Source organism: Pseudomonas sp. E1BtOHC1, from assembly GCF_058744285.1.
Genome location: NZ_CP196023.1, coordinates 3,852,555 through 3,869,353 on the forward strand (window position 1 = coordinate 3,852,555; position 16,799 = coordinate 3,869,353).

General features: G+C 64.7%; 14 protein-coding genes. 9 read left to right on the forward strand and 5 right to left on the reverse strand.

All coding sequences use genetic code 11. From position 1 onward, the window contains the following. Positions 1–14 precede the first annotated feature (14 nt). Both otnI and ACSSVC_RS17790 read left to right on the forward strand, forming a co-directional pair. Entirely contained in the window at positions 15–797 is a 783-nt protein-coding gene (gene otnI, locus ACSSVC_RS17785; protein ID WP_492611101.1) for a 2-oxo-tetronate isomerase, read from the forward strand. 70 nt (positions 798–867) lie between these two features. Beyond that, entirely contained in the window at positions 868–1,935 is a 1,068-nt protein-coding gene (locus tag ACSSVC_RS17790) for an alpha/beta fold hydrolase (protein ID WP_346632732.1), read from the forward strand. A gap of 71 nt (positions 1,936–2,006) precedes the next feature. Here the strand turns inward: ACSSVC_RS17790 and ACSSVC_RS17795 are convergent, their stop codons facing one another. The 5 genes from ACSSVC_RS17795 to ACSSVC_RS17815 all read right to left on the reverse strand — a co-directional run bounded on the left by ACSSVC_RS17795 (position 2,007) and on the right by ACSSVC_RS17815 (position 8,059). After that, the gene (locus ACSSVC_RS17795; RefSeq protein WP_404939653.1) at positions 2,007–2,819 is read right to left on the reverse strand and encodes a DeoR/GlpR family DNA-binding transcription regulator; all 813 of its coding nucleotides are present in this window, start codon (positions 2,817–2,819) and stop codon (positions 2,007–2,009) included. A gap of 105 nt (positions 2,820–2,924) precedes the next feature. Then, the gene (locus tag ACSSVC_RS17800) at positions 2,925–3,152 is read right to left on the reverse strand and encodes a hypothetical protein (RefSeq protein WP_346632734.1); all 228 of its coding nucleotides are present in this window, start codon (positions 3,150–3,152) and stop codon (positions 2,925–2,927) included. 7 nt (positions 3,153–3,159) lie between these two features. Beyond that, positions 3,160–3,894, reverse strand: coding sequence for a substrate-binding periplasmic protein (locus tag ACSSVC_RS17805; RefSeq protein ID WP_404939657.1), 735 nt, complete (start codon positions 3,892–3,894; stop codon positions 3,160–3,162). Positions 3,895–3,968: 74 nt separating this feature from the next. Beyond that, positions 3,969–5,552, reverse strand: a complete 1,584-nt coding sequence (locus ACSSVC_RS17810) for a hypothetical protein (RefSeq protein ID WP_492611102.1) — start codon at positions 5,550–5,552, stop codon at positions 3,969–3,971. Continuing rightward, a complete protein-coding gene (locus tag ACSSVC_RS17815) occupies positions 5,549–8,059 on the reverse strand; it encodes a hypothetical protein (RefSeq protein ID WP_492611103.1) in 2,511 nt (836 codons plus the stop codon). The genes ACSSVC_RS17810 and ACSSVC_RS17815 overlap by 4 nt, the downstream gene beginning before the upstream one ends. A 211-nt stretch (positions 8,060–8,270) precedes the next feature. Here ACSSVC_RS17815 and ACSSVC_RS17820 point away from each other — a divergent pair, with 211 nt between their 5' ends. The 7 genes from ACSSVC_RS17820 to ACSSVC_RS17850 all read left to right on the forward strand — a co-directional run bounded on the left by ACSSVC_RS17820 (position 8,271) and on the right by ACSSVC_RS17850 (position 16,792). Next, a complete protein-coding gene (locus ACSSVC_RS17820) occupies positions 8,271–9,302 on the forward strand; it encodes a lysozyme inhibitor LprI family protein (RefSeq protein WP_346632738.1) in 1,032 nt (343 codons plus the stop codon). A gap of 274 nt (positions 9,303–9,576) precedes the next feature. Further along, a complete protein-coding gene (gene fabV / locus ACSSVC_RS17825; RefSeq protein WP_253166311.1) occupies positions 9,577–10,773 on the forward strand; it encodes an enoyl-ACP reductase FabV in 1,197 nt (398 codons plus the stop codon). Between the two features lie 177 nt (positions 10,774–10,950). Next, positions 10,951–11,649 carry an AzlC family ABC transporter permease gene (locus ACSSVC_RS17830; protein WP_346632739.1) on the forward strand — a complete coding sequence of 233 codons (699 nt, stop codon included), beginning with the start codon at positions 10,951–10,953 and terminating at the stop codon, positions 11,647–11,649. Then, the gene (locus ACSSVC_RS17835; protein ID WP_346633056.1) at positions 11,649–11,960 is read left to right on the forward strand and encodes an AzlD domain-containing protein; all 312 of its coding nucleotides are present in this window, start codon (positions 11,649–11,651) and stop codon (positions 11,958–11,960) included. Before ACSSVC_RS17830 ends, ACSSVC_RS17835 begins: the two co-directional genes overlap by 1 nt. Before the next feature lie 67 nt (positions 11,961–12,027). Then, on the forward strand, positions 12,028–13,017 hold the full coding sequence (locus ACSSVC_RS17840) for an SMI1/KNR4 family protein (RefSeq protein ID WP_492611104.1): 990 nt from the start codon (positions 12,028–12,030) through the stop codon (positions 13,015–13,017). Next, positions 13,014–13,973, forward strand: coding sequence for a GDP-mannose pyrophosphatase NudK (gene nudK, locus ACSSVC_RS17845; protein WP_346632741.1), 960 nt, complete (start codon positions 13,014–13,016; stop codon positions 13,971–13,973). The genes ACSSVC_RS17840 and nudK overlap by 4 nt, the downstream gene beginning before the upstream one ends. Positions 13,974–14,221: 248 nt before the next feature. Beyond that, complete coding sequence (locus ACSSVC_RS17850) at positions 14,222–16,792, forward strand: bifunctional diguanylate cyclase/phosphodiesterase (protein ID WP_492611105.1); 2,571 nt, start codon at positions 14,222–14,224, stop codon at positions 16,790–16,792. Positions 16,793–16,799: the final 7 nt, after the last annotated feature.

Below are 16,799 nucleotides of genomic sequence, written 5' to 3' on the forward strand. Positions count from 1 at the left end.
TTCTAGGAGTTCACATGCCTCGTTTTGCTGCCAACCTCAGCATGCTCTACCCGCAACACGACTTCCTCGAGCGTTTCGCCGCCGCGGCGGCCGACGGTTTCAGCGCGGTGGAGTACCTGTTTCCCTACGACTACAGCCCCCAGGTGCTCAAGCAGCGCCTGGACGACCACGGCCTGCAGCAAGCGCTGTTCAACGCGCCCCCGGGTGACTGGGCGGCGGGGGAGCGGGGCATCGTTTCCCTGCCCGGGCGCGAGCAGGAGTTCCGCCAGGGGTTCGAACAGGCCCTGGAATACGCCGCGGTGCTGGGCAACTCACGGATTCACGTGATGGCCGGCCTGCTGCCCTCGGAAAGCGACCGCGCCCGCCATCACGCGGTGTACCTGGAGAACCTGTCCCATGCCACGGCCCAGGCGGCCAAGGCCGGGATCAACGTGCTGCTGGAGCCGATCAACACCCGGGACATGCCGGGGTTCTTCCTCAACCGCCAGGACCAGGCCCAGGCCATCTGCAAGGAAGTCGGCGCCGCCAACCTCAAGGTGCAGTTCGACTGCTATCACTGCCAGATCGTCGAGGGCGACCTGGCGGTGAAGCTGCGTCGGGACCTGGCGGGCATCGGCCATATCCAGATCGCCGGGGTGCCGGATCGTCACGAGCCGGACCTGGGGGAGTTGAACTATCCGTACCTGTTCCAATTGATGGACGAGCTCGGCTACGACGGCTGGGTCGGTTGCGAATACCGCCCCCGTGGCGACACCTCCGCCGGCCTGCAATGGCTGCGGGACTGGCAGGCGCGCTAAGCCTGTGCGGCCCCTTTGCGCCGAGCGCGCCAAGGGGCCTTTTCTCCAATAAAAAACAAGGACATTCCCCATGCAGCGTTTTGCCTGCAAGGCCGCGCTCGGCCTGATTCTGGCCCTGGGTGGCGCCTCCCTGGCAGCGGCAGCCAGCCTGCCGACGGCCACTGAGGGCGACTGGGTCGCCCCGCATTTCAGCTTCCACAACGGTGAACAGCTCGCCAACCTGAAGCTTCACTACATCACCCTGGGCAACCCGAAGCATCCGGCCATCCTTTACCTGCACGGTACTTACCGGCCGGCCAGCGATCTCTTGAGCAAGGATTTTGGCGGTGAGCTGTTTGGCCCGGGACAACCCCTGGATGCCAGCAAGTACTACATCATTGCCACCGACGGCATCGGTGTCGGCCAGTCGAGCAAACCCTCGGACGGCCTGCGGACCCGCTTCCCCCAGTACAACTACGACGACATGGTCCAGGCCCAGTACCGGTTGGTCACCGAGGGGCTGGGGGTCAAGCACCTGCGCCTGATCATCGGCAACTCCATGGGCGGCATGCAGACCTGGATCTGGGGCCAGACCTGGCCGCAGATGATGGACGCCCTGGTGCCCATGGCTTCGCAGCCCACCGAGATGGCGTCGCGCAACTGGATGATGCGCCGCTTGCTGGTGGAGTCGATCAAGCAGGACCCGGCCTGGAACCAGGGCAACTACGTTGTCCAGCCACCGTCCCTGCGTCTGGCCAATGCCCTGTTCGCCACCGGCACCAGTGGCGGCACCCTGGCTTATCAGGCCCTGGCGCCGACCCGGGCCCAGGCCGACAAACTGGTGGATGAACGCCTCAAGGCGCCGCAGACCGCCGATGCCAATGACTTCATCTACCAGTGGCAGTCTTCGGCGGACTACAACGCCGCGCCGGGCCTGGGCAGGATCCAGGCGCCGGTGTTGGTGATCAACTCGGCGGACGATGAGCGCAACCCACCGGAAACCGGCACTCTGCAAGCGGCGCTCAAGCAAGTGAAAGATGCACGCCTGCTGCTGATTCCCGCCAGCGCCGAAACCCGCGGGCATGGCACCACCGGCATGGCCCGGTTGTATGCCAAAGAGTTGGCGCAGTTCATGGCCGAGACCGAGAAACCCCACTAACGGCCACTGCGGTCTCCGCATGGCGAGGGAGCAAGCTCCCTCGCCACGGACTGCTGGGGGTTATCGCTGACTCAGGACTGAGCCGGCAGCAGCAACTCCACCCCGTGCTTGCGAATCCCGTCCGCTGCGGCCGGCGCCAGGGCGGTGTCGCTGATGATGATGTCGAACTGCTCCAGGTCGGCGATCTTGTACATGCTGAAGGTGCCGTACTTGGAGCTGCTGGCCACCAGCACCACCTGGGTCGCCGACTGCATCGCTACCTGCTTGACCTCCACCTTCAGCGCCGACGGCGTGGTGATGCCGCGGCGCAGGTCCCAGGAACTGGTGGAGATAAAGGCCACGTCCGTCACCACTTGGCGTAGAGTCGCCACTGCCAGCCCGCCAACGCAGGAATGGTTGGAATGGTCCAACTGCCCACCGGTGTGGATCACCGTCACTTGGGGCGCGTCCAGCAACGCCTGGACCACGCCGAAATCGTTGGTCACCACGGTCATGCCCGACAGCGCCTTGATGTACGGCACGATTTCCAGGGTGCTGGTGCCAGCATCCAGATAGACCGTCATGTCCGCATGCAGCAGGCGCGCCGCCAGTTTGGCCATGGCCTGTTTCTGCGGCAGCTCCACCACGGCCTTGGACTGATGGCTGGGCTCGCTGTGCAACTGACTGGCGATGCGCACGCCGCCGGTGACCGAATAGGCCCGGCCTTCCTGTTCCAGCAGGGCGATATCGCGACGCACCGTCATGTGCGAGCAGTCGAACATCTCCATCAGCTGATGCACGCTGAGTACCTGATGCTTGCGCAACTGGCGCAGGATCTGCTCACGGCGCTGTTCCGGAATCATCGGGGCGTTGCTGTCAGTGGCGAGGTCCTTGGGACTGGGCATTGGGGCTCCGGATTGGCGGGTCGGCAAAGACAGAAATAGGCTCGTCATAGTAGCGAAACTCGCCGCGGCGGACGAGATTTACTGCCGTTCACGAGTCAGCAAATTCTATCTTGAGGCCGTCGTCAGCTGTCGCTTGAGCAGGCGGGTCAGGAGCGGCCGGGCCTTGCGGCTCCTGAACCGTGACGGGATATGCAGCAGGAAGCTGCGCCAGGGATATCCACCCGGGTCGCGCTCCGTAGACAGCAGGTAATCGTGCAGGGCCAGGGCCCCGCACTGCGGGCAGTCGAGTGCTGGCTGATGGGGCATGGGCAGCCATGGGAGAAGGCTTGTCATGGGCGACTCAATTCATTGATGGGGCGCTGCGGTCGATATGCCAGCGCTGTTTGAGCCGTTGCAGGCTGCCATCGCGTTTCATCGCGTCCAGGGCCCGCTGCCAGCGGGCTACCTGGGCGGCGTCGACTTTAGGGGAAAAGGCGATATAGGCGTCCTGGCGCATCAGCGGCATCTGGTAGCTCAACTGATCGAACGGCAGGCCCGCTTCGGCGGCAAAGGTGCTGACGCTCATGGTGTCGGCCACCAGGTATTGCACCCGTCCCACCTGCAGCAGGCGAATCATGATCTCCGGGCTGTCCACGCCCCACAGGTTGTCCAGCCCCTGTTGCTTGAGGTAGCTGTAGACCAGCCACTTGCGCGGTACGGCAATCTGTCCCCGGGTCTGGTGCAGGTCGGTGACTGCGCTGTGGTCGCTAGTGCGGGCGTAAAGCGCGGTTTCGGTCTGCATCAGCGGCCCCACCCACTGATAGCGCGACTCGCGCTCGGCCGTGCGCAAAATGGTAAACACCGCGGTGTCTTCGGCCTCGCTGGCATCGCGCAAGGCGCGCAACATCGGCCGTTGCTGCACCTGCACCGGATCGCCGGTGCGTTGCGCCAGGGCTTGCACCACCTCCACAGCGAAGCCCGTCATGTGCTGGCCCTGCTGAAAGTGCAGCGGCGGATGATTGTCGGTCAGCATGCGCAGCTCTGCCATGGCGGCGAGGCTCAACAGGGACAGCATGACACCCAGAACCCAGTTCATCGCGATCCTTGAACAGACAAATGAGCAGAGCTTAGTACGCCCCTCTGAAAGGCGTCGCCAGAGAAAATCGGTCGTCATTGGCCGGCACACTGATAGAACAGGGTTTTCGTCTCTTCACACCAACGTCGGCGCAGCAGCCGACTTTCCGTCATCAAGGCCAGGGTCGAGTACAGCCGGTCTTCGGTCAGCCCGGGTCGCCAGGCGTTGTCGGTACCGGGCAACAGGGAAACCAGGCCTTGTTCCTCGAGGCTGATGCGCAGCCTTGGCTTGGCCTCGGTCATGCGGATGGCGGCGATGCCGAAGTGCTGGCTCAGCAGGTTGTTCTCTATCAGGTTGAGGACCAGCTCCGCCAGGCTGATCTGCTGCTTGCGCTGCAGTGACCGAGCCCAGTACTGCAACGACAGCCGAGCCTGGCCGCCCTGGTCCAGATAGGCGCTGTGCTGGGGGCAGGCGCTGAGGTCCTGGGTGATGGCTGCCACCAGAAACAGCAACTGCAAGGCCTCGCTGGCGGCTTGCTCGTCGTGGTTGTCGATGTACCCCTGCAGATTGTCGATGCGCTCGAACAGATCAAGTTCGGCCACCTGCAGCCCTGCCTCCAGCAAGTTGGCTGCCTGCGCAGACAAGGCACGGTAGTGCTCCAGAGCGGCGTGTACCGAGGTGTCGGCCTGCAGTGGGCTGGCGTCGAGGCAGAGCAGTCGGTCGCGCAGTTCCTCACTGCTGTGCAGGCCCTGGGCGATATGCTGTTCCACCCAGCCGAACAGGCTTTCAAAGGCCAGGCGCTGGGCTTGGCGCAACTGCAGGACCCGCCACAGCGCCTGGGTCGGGGCCAGCCCGGCCACCTGCTCGGCCGGGAAGTCGGACATCGGCAGCAGCGCCATGGCCCGACGCAGCGCCGGCAGGCTGGTTTCGCTGCCCAGCACCTGCAACGTGGCGCGGATCAGGTCGATGGAGCACTCTCGGTGGCCGGCCCTGGGGTTCTTCGCCATTCCCGCGGGTGGGTAGAACTCATCGCGAAATACCTGCGCTTCCTTGGCGCTCGGCCGATTGCGATCCCACTGCAGATGCACGGCGCTGGCCTGTTCGACGCTGCCCTGCCGGTCCTCAAGCGAGGTCAGCCACGGATAGAACGCCAGGGTACGCAAACCTTGATCCAGGGCTCGGGCCAGTGCTTCGCCGGCCTCGGTGACGGCGTAAGTGCCGTCGGGTTGCGGCCAGGCCAGGCCCAAGCCAGTGTCGGGCTTGAACGACGGGCCGTACTGCACCGCATCGAACCAGCTGGGGCCGCGATGCCAGGCCTTGAAGTCCAGGGTGAAAGGTCCGTTGCCGGGCGGGCTGTACTGGCCATTGCCGGCCATGTAGGCACCTTCACCCACCAACTGATGGCTCCAGCCGAACAGCACCTCGATCTTTTCCCTGAACCGTTCGAAGCGTTTACCCACGGGCAGCTCGCCTGAATAGGGTTCGCGGTGCCGATTGAAGATCCACACCGCCCAGCACATCACCGAATACGGGCGAATCCACTGGGTGCGGTTGTTGATCCCCGGCATGAACTGGTCCATCAGTTCCAGGTTGGCTTGTCGCAGTCCGAGGTAATCCACGCCGCCGCTCTCACGCACGGACGGGGATACGAAAAAGGCGCGTTGAGGCAATGTGTTCATGGTTCGAGTGACACCATCAGGGCCTGGCAATACTGGCAGTGGTTGATGCGGCGTTGCTTCAGGCGGGCAAGGGCTTCGCGCTCCACCGGGGCGTAGCACCAGCGGGTGTTGGGGCAACTGCTGATGGTGCGATGGTTGACGCGGTAGTAACCCGGCCGGGAGCTGTGGGGGGAGTGGATGTGTTGCAGCGCGATGATCTCTTGCGGGGTGAAACGGTCCGCCGGCAGGCGTTGCTGACGGGCCTGTTGACGATCTTCGATGTAGCTGCAGAGTAGCGCCCGCAAGGTGCTGGTTTGCTGCACCGCGTCCAGGGCCGCCAGGGCTGCGCAGACCCCATGGTCCACCAGTTGTTGCGCCGCTTCCTGGGTGAACCAGCGTTGCGCCAGGTGCCGGGCCTGGACGAAGTCCACGGCCCCCTGGCCGTAGCGCTCCAGGTACTCATGCAACGTGGTGGTGTCCAGCGCCCCCAGGGTTGCCGGGGAAGCCAGCCTGCCCGGCAGCGCCAGGGTGGCGGCCAGGCCGTAGACCGCTTCGTCCACCAGCGGGCGATCTTCGGCGGCCAGTTGGGCGTGGTCCACGCAGTTGAGCCAGCGCTGGGCAAAATCCCGGGCATTGGCCGGCAGGTGCAGGCGACGCAAATAGAAGTCCAGGGCGACATGACACCAGACATACAGTAACTGGGCTTTCTTGCGGCTGCTCAGGCCCTTCAGGTTGACCAGGCTCTGCAGGGTCTGGTTGAACTCGTTGAGCAGGTTGGGAGAGGGCAGCGATTCGAGGTTGGGGTCCGACGCCGGATCGAAGTCGCTGTCGCGGTCTTCTCGACCACTGTCCAGTTCGATGATAGGTGCTGCATCACCGCGCCTCCCGGGTTCTTGCCCGGGTTTGGCGTGGTGCAGCAAGCCAGCGATGGCCTGGAGCAGCGCCCAACTGCCGTCGCGGCCGGCAGCGGCTTTGGCCACGGTCGGCAGCCAGTGGCGAGGGCGCTGGGGCGGCTGTGGCGCAGGCGGCTCAGTGCCGGCTGGCTCGTTGTCAGGCGAAGGGTGTGGCGTCGTGGCGGGCTCAGTGCTTATTGGCGCATCGGGCTCTTCAGGCAGTTTTTGCGCATGCACCACCAGGCAGTTGAGCAGAATTTGCAGATCGCCCTGGGCTTCGTTGCCCCCCAGCAGTCGGCCCAGGGCACCGCACAGGCTGCGAATCGGCAGGGGCATGCTCAGGTAGGCGTCGATGCAGACCCAGCCACGGGCACTCTGTGTTTCGCGCTGCAAGCGCAGTTGCAGCCCTTCGTCCAGTCTGGAGTCCAGGGCCTGCTGCAGCGGCCAGACGAAGCCGCCTTGGGCGGTCAGTTGCAGCGGCGCCACTTCGAGGACTTCTTCGGCGCACTCCAGGGTCGCCAGCCATTCTCCTGCCAGGGGTGGCTGACCGATCAGCCGGCCTTCCAGCTGTTGCTCTTGGTTGAGGCGGGCATAGACGCACAGGGCCGCCTCCTGGTCCTGGCGCTCGAAGGCATCGGCTTCAAAGTGCGGCGCCTCGACGGGCTCCCAGCATTCTTCGGTGGCGCGCTCGAGCTTGCGCAGCACCGCCACTTCCACGTTATCGGTGCTGTCCATGGAGGTCCGGGTGGCATTCACGCTGCCGGTCAGGGTCCAGCTGCCGGCGCCGCGCAACTCCAGCCATTTGGCGTGCAGCCGACGCTGGTTGTGGTCGACCCTGGGGGTCACCCAGTCGATCTCCACCGGCCAGTCCCTGGTCTGCTCCAGGGGAAAGGAGGAGACGCCGTTGCCCGGCACTCCAACGGTGAGCCGAGGGATGCCCAAGGTTTTGAGCAGATGGCCCAGGGACTGTGCATCGCGGCTGTGGAAGGGTGAAAGCAGCAGTAGGCTGTGCCAGCGCTGGCCTGCGGCGCGCTCGATCAATTGCTCGGTGATGGCGGTGTCCAGGGAGTGCAGCAATTCCACCGGCTGCGCTGGAGCCTGATCATGAAACTGCTGGCTGAGGGCCCGGGCCCGTTGAATGAAGGGCAAGAGGGCGCTGTCGTCGGCGATCTGCAGGTGCGGCTGGGTGCAGAGATTTTCCAGGAAGTTGGCGAAGTCGGCGAAGGCCCCCGGCTGCTCCCCGGCGCTGAGGACTTCCAGCACCTCGACATTGCGCCCGTGGCCACCAAAGGTCAGGTTGCCGCTGCCGATCATCAGCAGGTCTTGCTCCTCGCCGCGCAGGTAGGTGATCTTCGGGTGGAAAATACCGTCCTGGACCCGCACCGGGATCAAGGCGTAGTCCTTGCCCACATGCCGCGCCCGCAACTCCATCATCGAACCGCGGTAACCCTGGATATCCACCAGCAGGGTGACTTTTTCACAGCCGGCTTCGCGCAGTCGGGGCAGCACGTAGCTTTCGAAGTAGGTCAGGCTCAGGGCATAGGTGGTGAACAGCGCCTCTTTCCAGGGGCTGTTTTCGATGAAGTGCAGTTGCGACGGTCCGTTGGGGCCTGGGGGGTTCGGGGGGGACGCCATCGTGCTCTCCAGTCCATGGGTCGAGGCTCAAGTCGGTGGCTGATTATCGGGCAACGCAGCGCTGTTGCAAGTGTCGGTGATGTCACAGTGCTGGTATGGCTGGTCATGAGGCCGGGAAGGAGGGCGCAGAGGGATTTTTTTCATGAAGGCTTCGTGAGTGAGCAGTCGACGCAGGTATTCTTGCAAAGCCTTTTTTGAATGGAATCGACCCATGTCCGCTCCCTTTGTACGTCCACTGCGGGCCAGTGGCTTGCTGTTGGCTGCCCTGGCCTGTGCCACCGCTGCCCAGGCCAGCAGTTTCGACTGCGCCAAGGCCGCCAGTGCCAGTGAAAAGGCCATCTGCGCCGACCCCTATACCGCCGGGCTGGACAGCCGGCTGGGCAAGGCCTGGACGGCCACCCTGGCCGAGACCAAGGACCCCAAGACGCTGCGCCTGAACCAGCGTGAATGGCTCAAACAGCGCGACCAGTGCCAGGCCGACCTGGGCTGTCTGCGCAGCCAATATCTGAGCCGGCTGATGGTGCTGCGCTATGTGAATATCCCGTTCAACTGGCAGGGCACCTGGCAGCGGGTGTCGGTCAGCCCGTTCTACGGCGGTGAGCTGGTGATCCGGCGCAGCGGCGAAGATCGTCTGAGCTTCGACCTGTCGGCCATGGGCGGTGCCAATTCCGGTGCGCTCGCGGGCAAGCTGCAGCTCAAGGGCGGCGAAGCCCGCTACGGCGTCGAGGGCTGCAACCTGCGCTTCACCCCGCGCAACGGTCTGTTGCAGGTGACCCAGGAGGGCGACTCCTATGCCTGCGGTGCCGGTTCGGGGGTGTATTACGACGGGCTCTACGTGGCCTCCCGGCAAATCCTGGAAAACCAGTACGATTTGCTGTCCACCGCGCTGGTGCGCACCGAGGAGGAAGATCAGCGAGCCCGGAAGCTGCTGCAAAAGGACTACCAGACCCTGCTCGACAGCGGCTCGGTGTTCTCCCAGGACACCTCGGCCGAGCTCAAGGGCGCCGAGGTTACCGATATGTGGCTGCAGGGGCTGGCCAATACCAATGCGGCGATTTTCGTGCGGGGAACCCAGGGGCAGCTGTGGGTCGCGCTGTTGGCGGTGGTGGGGCCCAAGGATGAAGTACGGGTGCGCTACTACACCACCGAGCCGGAGTGGAAGCACAGCCTGCCGGACGTGGTGCAGAGCTGGTACGAAGAGCGCAGCAAGGGCACGCAGTTGCCCCTGGACATGATGCCTTGAGGCCGCAGCAGCCCCCGGCCCGCCAGCGATGAGGCAAGGGGGCCGGAGAAATTTCGCCGGGCGGATGCTGAAGCCGGCCGGTGCAACTGCTAGAGTCTCGGCCCTGGCCGCCTGGATGTCCGCCTGAAGGGCGCGGCACTGGCGCAAGACCCCGGCCTGCCGGGCAAATTCCATTGGTTGGTGACGCGAAGCCATTGCGAGCGTCTACGACTTAGCAAGTGACACTGCCGCCGCCGTTATCGGCGCCTGGCACATTGAAATTGGGAGATTGTAAATGGTCATCAAACCCCGCGTTCGCGGCTTTATCTGTGTGACGACCCATCCGGTGGGTTGCGAAGCCAACGTCAAGCAGCAGATCGATTACGTCACCCAGCAGGGCGCCATCGACGCAGGGCCGAAGAACGTACTGGTCCTCGGCGCCTCCACCGGCTACGGCCTGGCCGCGCGGATCACTGCAGCCTTCGGTTGCGGCGCCAACACCCTCGGGGTGTTCTTCGAACGCGGCAGCGTTGACGGCAAGCTGGGCACCGCCGGCTGGTACAACACCGCGGCGTTCCACAAGTTCGCCGAAGAAAAGGGCCTGTACGCCAAGAGCATCAACGGCGACGCCTTCTCCGACGCGGTCAAGGCCGAGACCATCGAGACCATCAAGCGCGACCTGGGCAAGATCGACCTGGTGGTCTACAGCCTGGCTGCTCCGCGCCGCACCCACCCCAAGACCGGTGAAGTGCTGAGCTCGACCCTCAAGCCTCTGGGCAAGTCCGTGACCCTGCGCGGTGTCGACACCGACAAGGAAATCGTCAAGGAAACCACCCTGCAGCCGGCGACCCAGGAAGAGATCGACGGCACCGTGGCCGTGATGGGCGGCGAAGACTGGCAGATGTGGATCGACGCACTGCACGAAGCCGGTGTCCTGGCTGAAGGCGCGAAAACCACCGCCTTCACCTACCTGGGCGAGAAGCTGACCCACGACATCTACTGGAACGGTTCCATTGGCGAAGCCAAGAAGGACCTGGACCACAAAGTCATCGGCATGCGCCAGCAACTGGCCGACCTGGGCGGCGACGCCCGGGTGTCGGTGCTCAAGGCCGTGGTCACCCAGGCCAGCTCGGCGATCCCGATCATGCCGCTGTACCTGTCGCTGCTGTTCAAGGTGATGAAAGAACAGGGCAGCCACGAAGGTTGCATCGAACAGGTCTACGGCCTGTACAAGGACAGCCTGTACAACAGCGAGCCGGTGATCGACCAGGAAGGCCGCCTGCGCGCCGACTACAAAGAGCTGCAACCGGCGGTCCAGGACCGGGTCAAGCAGCTGTGGGACCAGGTGACCAGCGAGAACCTCTACGAGATGACCGATTTCGTCGGTTACAAGCAAGAGTTCCTGCGCCTGTTCGGTTTCGAGATCGAAGGTGTCGACTACGAAGCCGACGTCGATCCGGACGTGAAGATCAGCAACCTGATCCAGCTGTAATCCGCTTGTAGCATCAGCCAGCGCCCCTCCTTCGTGAGGGGCGCTGTCGTTTGCGCCACCCTATTTCCCGTAGGAGCCAGCTCCTGCACGGGGCGGTGGGCAATTGCGCAAGATCGTTCAAGCCAGGGGCGCCGGCAGATGGCACAGTCAGCGTCCGTTATCTGTGTGCAGGGTTTTATGTCCAGCGTTCTCTTACCCCGTGCCGCCTTTATTCGCGGCGCCATCGCCATCATGCCGCTGTCCCTGGCCACCGCGCCCTGGGGACTGCTGGCCGGTTCCATGGCCATCGAGGCCAATCTCACCCCGTTGCAGGGCCAGGGGCTGTCGAGCATCGTCTTCGCCGGTGCCGCGCAACTGGTGGCCATCGGCATGCTCAAGGGCGGGGCGGGGATCTTCTCGATCCTCTTGACCACCTTGCTGCTCACGTCCCAGCACCTGCTCTACGGCATGAGCATGCGCTCGGTGATTTCCCCGTTGCCGGGGCGCTGGCGAGTGGGCCTGGGCTTCTTGCTCACCGACGAGCTGTTCGCCCTGACCAGTGCCCACGACAAGCAGCAGTTCGACCGCTGGTACGCCCTGGGGGTGGGCCTGACCTTCTACGTGGCCTGGAACCTGTTCACCTTGCTGGGCATCGTGCTGGGCAAGAGCATTCCTGGCCTGGAACACCTGGGCCTGGACTTTTCCATCGCCGCCACCTTCATCGCCCTGATCACACCGCTGGTGCGCAATGTGCCCACCGTGGTCTGCGTCGCGGTGTCGTTGTGCTGCTCGGTGCTGTTCAGTTACTGGCAGTGGGGCTCGGCCCTGGTGCTGTCGGGCCTGGCGGGGATGGCCGCGGGTTTTGTCTGCAACAAACTGTATCGGGGGCAAGCATGATGGTCTGGGCAGTCATCTTCGGCATGGGCCTGTTGGTCTTTCTCAATCGCTACGTGTTTCTCGAGCCGCGCCTGCCGCTGCGCCTGAGCAGTAACGCCCGGCAGTTCCTCGGTTTCGCGGTGCCGGGCATGCTCACCGCGATCTGCGGGCCGATCGTGTTCATGCCCGATCACCAGTTGAACCTGCACTGGGACAACCCCTACCTGCTGAGTTCGCTGGTGGCCATTGCGCTGGTGATCTACACCCGCAATACCCTGGTCAGCATGCTGCTGAGCATGGGCTTCTTTTTTCTTCTGCGCTGGTGGCTGTGACGGGAGATTGCGGTAGCCTGGGTCGCTTTCGGCCCAGGCCGACTTTCAACCGCAACGGATGCATCGGATGAGCAACTTTCCCCACGATATCGACCTGGACACGTTCTGGGACCGGGCCACCAGCAGCAAGATCAACCGGCCAGCCGCCAGCCCCGCAGTGATCGCCGAGCTGCAGGCGCAACTGGGCTATCGCCTGCCACAGTCCTATGTGGCCTTCATGAATCGCTACAACGGTGGCCGCCCGCACCTCAGCTGTTTTCCCACGGAGCAGGGTACTTCCTGGGCCGAGGACCACTGCGCGATCGACAGCTTCCTGAGCATCGGCTGCGACGGTGACTACTCCCTGGGCGGTGGCCTGGGCAGCCGCTTCATGATCGAGGAATGGGGCTACCCGGACTTGGGGGTGTACATCTGCGATTGCCCGTCCGCCGGGCATGACATGATCGCCCTGGACTACCGCGAGTGCGGCCCCGAGGGTGAACCCCGGGTGGTGCACGTGGACCAGGAGGGCGACTACGAGGTGACTGTCCTGGCGCCGAACTTCGAGGCCTTTGTCCGCGGCTTGGTGTCCTGGGAGGTGTATGACACCTCCGAGCAGGATTACCTCGACGACCTGGACACGGTGGCCAGCGCGCCGTTCTCGCCGCTGCTGAAGGAGCTGCTTGAGCACTTCCCGGACGTGCCTGACCTGGGGCCGCTGATCCGCCAGATCGCCCTGCGCATCGTCCAGGACAAGCGCTACTTTGCGTTGCACGCCGACCCGCTGTCGCACCTGCTGTACGACCTGCAGTTCTGGCTGTACCAGAACCGCCACCCGGTGCCCAACAAAGAGGCCTACCTGGAGGTCTATCAGGACATGATCGCCTTCGCCAAGGGCTTCGGCACCGGCGGCTACGCCCCGGATTTCATCCTCGACTGGTTTCGCGCGCGCCTGGCGGACGGTCATATACGCCAGGCGGCGGGCGGATTTGTCCTGACCCCGGCCTACCGCGCGCAGTTGCTGGAACAATTGTCGGGGTTTCGCCCCGCCGGCCCACACACTCAGGAGCAGCCATGAGCGAGGAAAAGATCCGCATCACCGCCGAAAAGACCCTCTCCGACAACTGGTACGTGCTGAAGAAATACAGCTTCGAACTGCGCCGCCGCGATGGCAGCTGGCAGGCCCAGGAGCGCGAGGTCTATGACCGCGGTAATGGCGCGACGATCCTGCTGTACAACCTGGAGCGGCGCACGGTGCTGCTGACCCGGCAGTTCCGCATGCCGGCGTTCGTCAACGACCACAGCGGCTACCTGATCGAGACCGCCGCCGGCCTGTTGGACAACGCCAGCCCGGAGGTGCGCATCCGTCAGGAAGCGCAAGAGGAAACCGGTTGCCGGGTGGGCGAGGTGCAGAAGGTCTTCGACGCCTTCATGAGTCCGGGCTCGGTGACCGAACGGGTGCATTTCTTCATCGGCCATTACCAGGCGCAAGACCGCATCGATGAAGGTGGCGGCCTGGAGCACGAAGGCGAGGACATCGAGGTCCTGGAACTGGATATCGACCAGGCCCTGGGCATGATCGACAGCGGCGAAATCGCCGACGGCAAGACCATCATGCTCCTGCAGTACCTGCAGCTGCATGTGCTCAAGCCCCGCAGCCTGATGGTGCTGGTGGCCGGTCCTTACCGCTCCGGCACCGGCGACGACCCGGCGCTGCTGGCACGCAATGTCGAGGCCATGGAACGCTGCGCCGCCCAGGTGCTGGCGGCAGGGCATTTCCCGGTGCTGGGGGAGTGGGTGGCATTGCCCATGACCCGGCTGGCGGGGTCCCAGGCGGTGGGCGATGAGGTCTACAACGCGCAGTTCCACGCCTATGCCGAACGCCTGCTGGAACGCTGCGATGCGGTACTGCGCATTGGCGGGGCCTCGGCGGGCTGCGATGCCATGGTGCAGATCGGCCAGCGACTGGGCCTGAGCATCTATCACCGGGTGGAGCAATTGCCGCCTGTGACGCCAAGCGCGCTCCGGGACTGATCCCGGCCGCGATTGGGGGGCGCGGGTGGTCGGATCGCTCGCTCGCGGTGGCCGTCAGCGCCAGCACCGCACCTGCTCCCAATCTCTCACCCATCCCCCTCAATACACCCGCAGCCCTCCGGCACCGGGCTTTTTCAGGCCCGGCGGGAAAATACTGTCTATCGTCAATAGGCAAGCGCGAGCTTCGTCAAGGACTGCGTGGGGCAGGGCCTCATCGGTCAGTTTGTCGCCATGGCGCCTGGAGCAATATGGAAAATCCCGGTCTCGATCCTTCTCAAGGGCGCAGCACCTCCAATCAGGCGCTGACCCGTGCCACCCTGCTGGGATGCTCGGGGCTGCTGCTGGCGCTGTTCCTCTTCACCGGCGTGCTGCTGGTATACATCGCCCTCGACCAGAACCTTGCCGCCGAACAGCACAACCGTCTGGATATCGACAAGGCGCTGCAATCGCTGGACAGCAACGCCCGCACCACGCTCAAGGACTATGCCCTGTGGGGCGACGCCTACCAGCACCTGCACCTGCAGGTCGACCTCGACTGGGCCTTCACCCGGCAGAACTTCGGTCCGACCCTGTACCACGATCTGGGTTTTGACGGCGTGTTCGTGATCAATCCGGCAGGTTTAACCGTGTATTCGCTGGTGGCTGGGCGATTGGAGTCGATGGATGCCCGGGATTGGCTGGGGGAGCAGTTGGCGCCTCTGGTGGACGAGGTGCGCCGGGCGGCCGGCGACAAGGCCATCAGTCATTACCACTCCATCGCCGGGACGCCGGCGCTGGTGGTCGCCGACCTGTTGAGCCCGGGCAATGACCCGCAAGTGCGCGCCGACAGCGGGCCGCAGTCGGTGCTGATCTTTGTTGCGCGGCTGGACCCGTCGCGGCTGCAGGCCCTGGGCCAGGGGCTGGGCATCGAACAGTTGCAGGTGGCCGGCGCCGGACAGGCCGTTGTACTGCCGTCCCTGACCCTGCCCGATGGCGCCGGAATCCTGCAATGGCAACCGACGCGCCCGGGGCATCAGTTGCTGGTGCTGGTGATGCCGTTGCTGCTGCTGGCGGGCGTGCTGGCGGGCATCATGGCCGGCTTCCTGTTGCGCCGGGCCGGGGCGGCGGCCCGGGTCATGGACGATCAGGTCCAGGCCCTGCGGCTCAGTCGCAGCGCCTTGCAGGCCAGTGAGGAACGCTTTCGCGATGTCGCCGAAGCGGCGTCCGACTGGATCTGGGAGGTGGACCCGCAGTTGCGTTTCACCTACCTGTCCGAGCGTTTCGAGGCGGTCACCGGGCTGCCCCGGGAAGCCGCGCTGGGGCGGCCGATGAATGAGCTGCTGAGCTCCGAGCAGGGGTCACTGCGCAACTGGCTGGCGGCCCCGGAACGGCGCTCCCAGGCAATCGTGCAATGCGCCTACCTGGATGGCCACCGGCAGCCGCGGATCTGTCGCCTTTCGGTGCGGGCCATGGCCGCCGGGGGTTTCCGGGGCACCGCCAGCGACATCACCGAGGAGGTCGCCGCAAGGCGCCGCATCGAGTACCTGTCCCAGCACGATGCCCTCACCGGGCTGGCCAACCGTACGCGCATGCAGGAGTTTCTCGAAGGCAAGCTGTTGGCCCTGCCGATCTTGCAGGAGCCCTTGCTGATGCTCAGCGTCGACCTCGATCGCTTCAAGCCGGTGAACGACTTGCTGGGGCATGCGGCGGGCGATCAGGTGCTGCATGAGGTGTCCCAGCGCCTGGCCCAATGCCTGCGGGGGGAGGATCTGGTGGCCCGGGTCGGGGGCGACGAGTTTGTCCTGGTGGTCCCGGGGCAGGTCGCCCGAACCGAGATCGAAGGCCTGTGCCGGCGCCTGATCGGGCGGATCGAAGAGCCGTTCTACATTGCCGAGCATGAAGTCTTCATCAGCGCCAGCATCGGCATTGCCCGGGCACCGGTTGATGCCAGTCTGGCGGAGGAGCTGCTGCGTTTTGCCGACATCGCCCTGTATGAGGCCAAGGCGGCGGGGCGCAGTACCTGGCGTTTCTATGCCAGCGACATGAATGTGCGGATCATCGAGCGCCGCGGCCTGGAGCGCGACCTGCGTCACGCCATTGAACAGGATCAGTTGCTGTTGCAGTTCCAGCCGCGCTATCGGCTGGCGGACGGGCAACTGGTGGGGGCCGAGGCGGTGGTGCGCTGGCAGCATCCCCAGCGTGGGCTGCTGGGTCCCGAGGTGTTCACGCCGATCGCCGAGGACACCGGGCTGATCCTGCCATTGAGCAACTGGGTGCTGCACGCCGCTTGCCGCGCGGCCCGGGCCTGGCCCGAGCGCCTGCTGCTGGCGGTTAACCTGTCGGCCACCGAGTTCCAGCGCGGGCAACTGGTGGCCAGAATCAGGACCGTGCTTGGCCAGAGCGGACTGACGCCCTCGCGTCTGGTGCTGGAAATGACCGACAAGGCATTGCTGGATGACGGTCGCCAGGTGCTGGAGATCATGCAGGGGCTCAAGTCCCTCGGGGTGCAGCTGCTGATGGACGATTTCGGCAGCGGCTACTCGGCGTTGCAGTACCTGCGGACCTTTCCCCTGGACGGCCTGAAGATCGACAGCAGCCTGGTGGCGGGACTGGGCGGCAATCAGGCCGGGCGCTCGATCGTCCAGGCCATCGTCGACCTGGGGCATGCCCTGAATCTGAAGGTGATTGCCGAAGGCGTGGAAACCCCGGAGCAAATCAAGGCGCTGCATGACATTCAGTGCGATGAGGCCCAGGGGCCGCACCTGAGTCCGCCCCTGGACAGCGACGCCTGGGTGAAGCTCTGCGCCGAACAGTCCCAGGCCAGCCGTTCCATTACCTGAGGCCGGG

Excerpts from the sequence above, each read along its gene's own strand:
- ACSSVC_RS17810 (WP_492611102.1), bottom strand. The coding sequence starts at position 5,552 with ATGAACACATTGCCTCAACGCGCCTTTTTCGTATCCCCGTCCGTGCGT.
- ACSSVC_RS17815 (WP_492611103.1), bottom strand. The coding sequence starts at position 8,059 with ATGGCGTCCCCCCCGAACCCCCCAGGCCCCAACGGACCGTCGCAACTG.
- ACSSVC_RS17805 (WP_404939657.1), bottom strand. The coding sequence starts at position 3,894 with ATGAACTGGGTTCTGGGTGTCATGCTGTCCCTGTTGAGCCTCGCCGCC.
- ACSSVC_RS17830 (WP_346632739.1), top strand. The coding sequence starts at position 10,951 with ATGTCCAGCGTTCTCTTACCCCGTGCCGCCTTTATTCGCGGCGCCATC.
- fabV (WP_253166311.1), top strand. The coding sequence starts at position 9,577 with ATGGTCATCAAACCCCGCGTTCGCGGCTTTATCTGTGTGACGACCCAT.
- otnI (WP_492611101.1), top strand. The coding sequence starts at position 15 with ATGCCTCGTTTTGCTGCCAACCTCAGCATGCTCTACCCGCAACACGAC.
- nudK (WP_346632741.1), top strand. The coding sequence starts at position 13,014 with ATGAGCGAGGAAAAGATCCGCATCACCGCCGAAAAGACCCTCTCCGAC.
- ACSSVC_RS17795 (WP_404939653.1), bottom strand. The coding sequence starts at position 2,819 with ATGCCCAGTCCCAAGGACCTCGCCACTGACAGCAACGCCCCGATGATT.
- ACSSVC_RS17800 (WP_346632734.1), bottom strand. The coding sequence starts at position 3,152 with ATGACAAGCCTTCTCCCATGGCTGCCCATGCCCCATCAGCCAGCACTC.
- ACSSVC_RS17820 (WP_346632738.1), top strand. The coding sequence starts at position 8,271 with ATGTCCGCTCCCTTTGTACGTCCACTGCGGGCCAGTGGCTTGCTGTTG.
- ACSSVC_RS17790 (WP_346632732.1), top strand. The coding sequence starts at position 868 with ATGCAGCGTTTTGCCTGCAAGGCCGCGCTCGGCCTGATTCTGGCCCTG.
- ACSSVC_RS17835 (WP_346633056.1), top strand. The coding sequence starts at position 11,649 with ATGGTCTGGGCAGTCATCTTCGGCATGGGCCTGTTGGTCTTTCTCAAT.
- ACSSVC_RS17840 (WP_492611104.1), top strand. The coding sequence starts at position 12,028 with ATGAGCAACTTTCCCCACGATATCGACCTGGACACGTTCTGGGACCGG.
- ACSSVC_RS17850 (WP_492611105.1), top strand. The coding sequence starts at position 14,222 with ATGGAAAATCCCGGTCTCGATCCTTCTCAAGGGCGCAGCACCTCCAAT.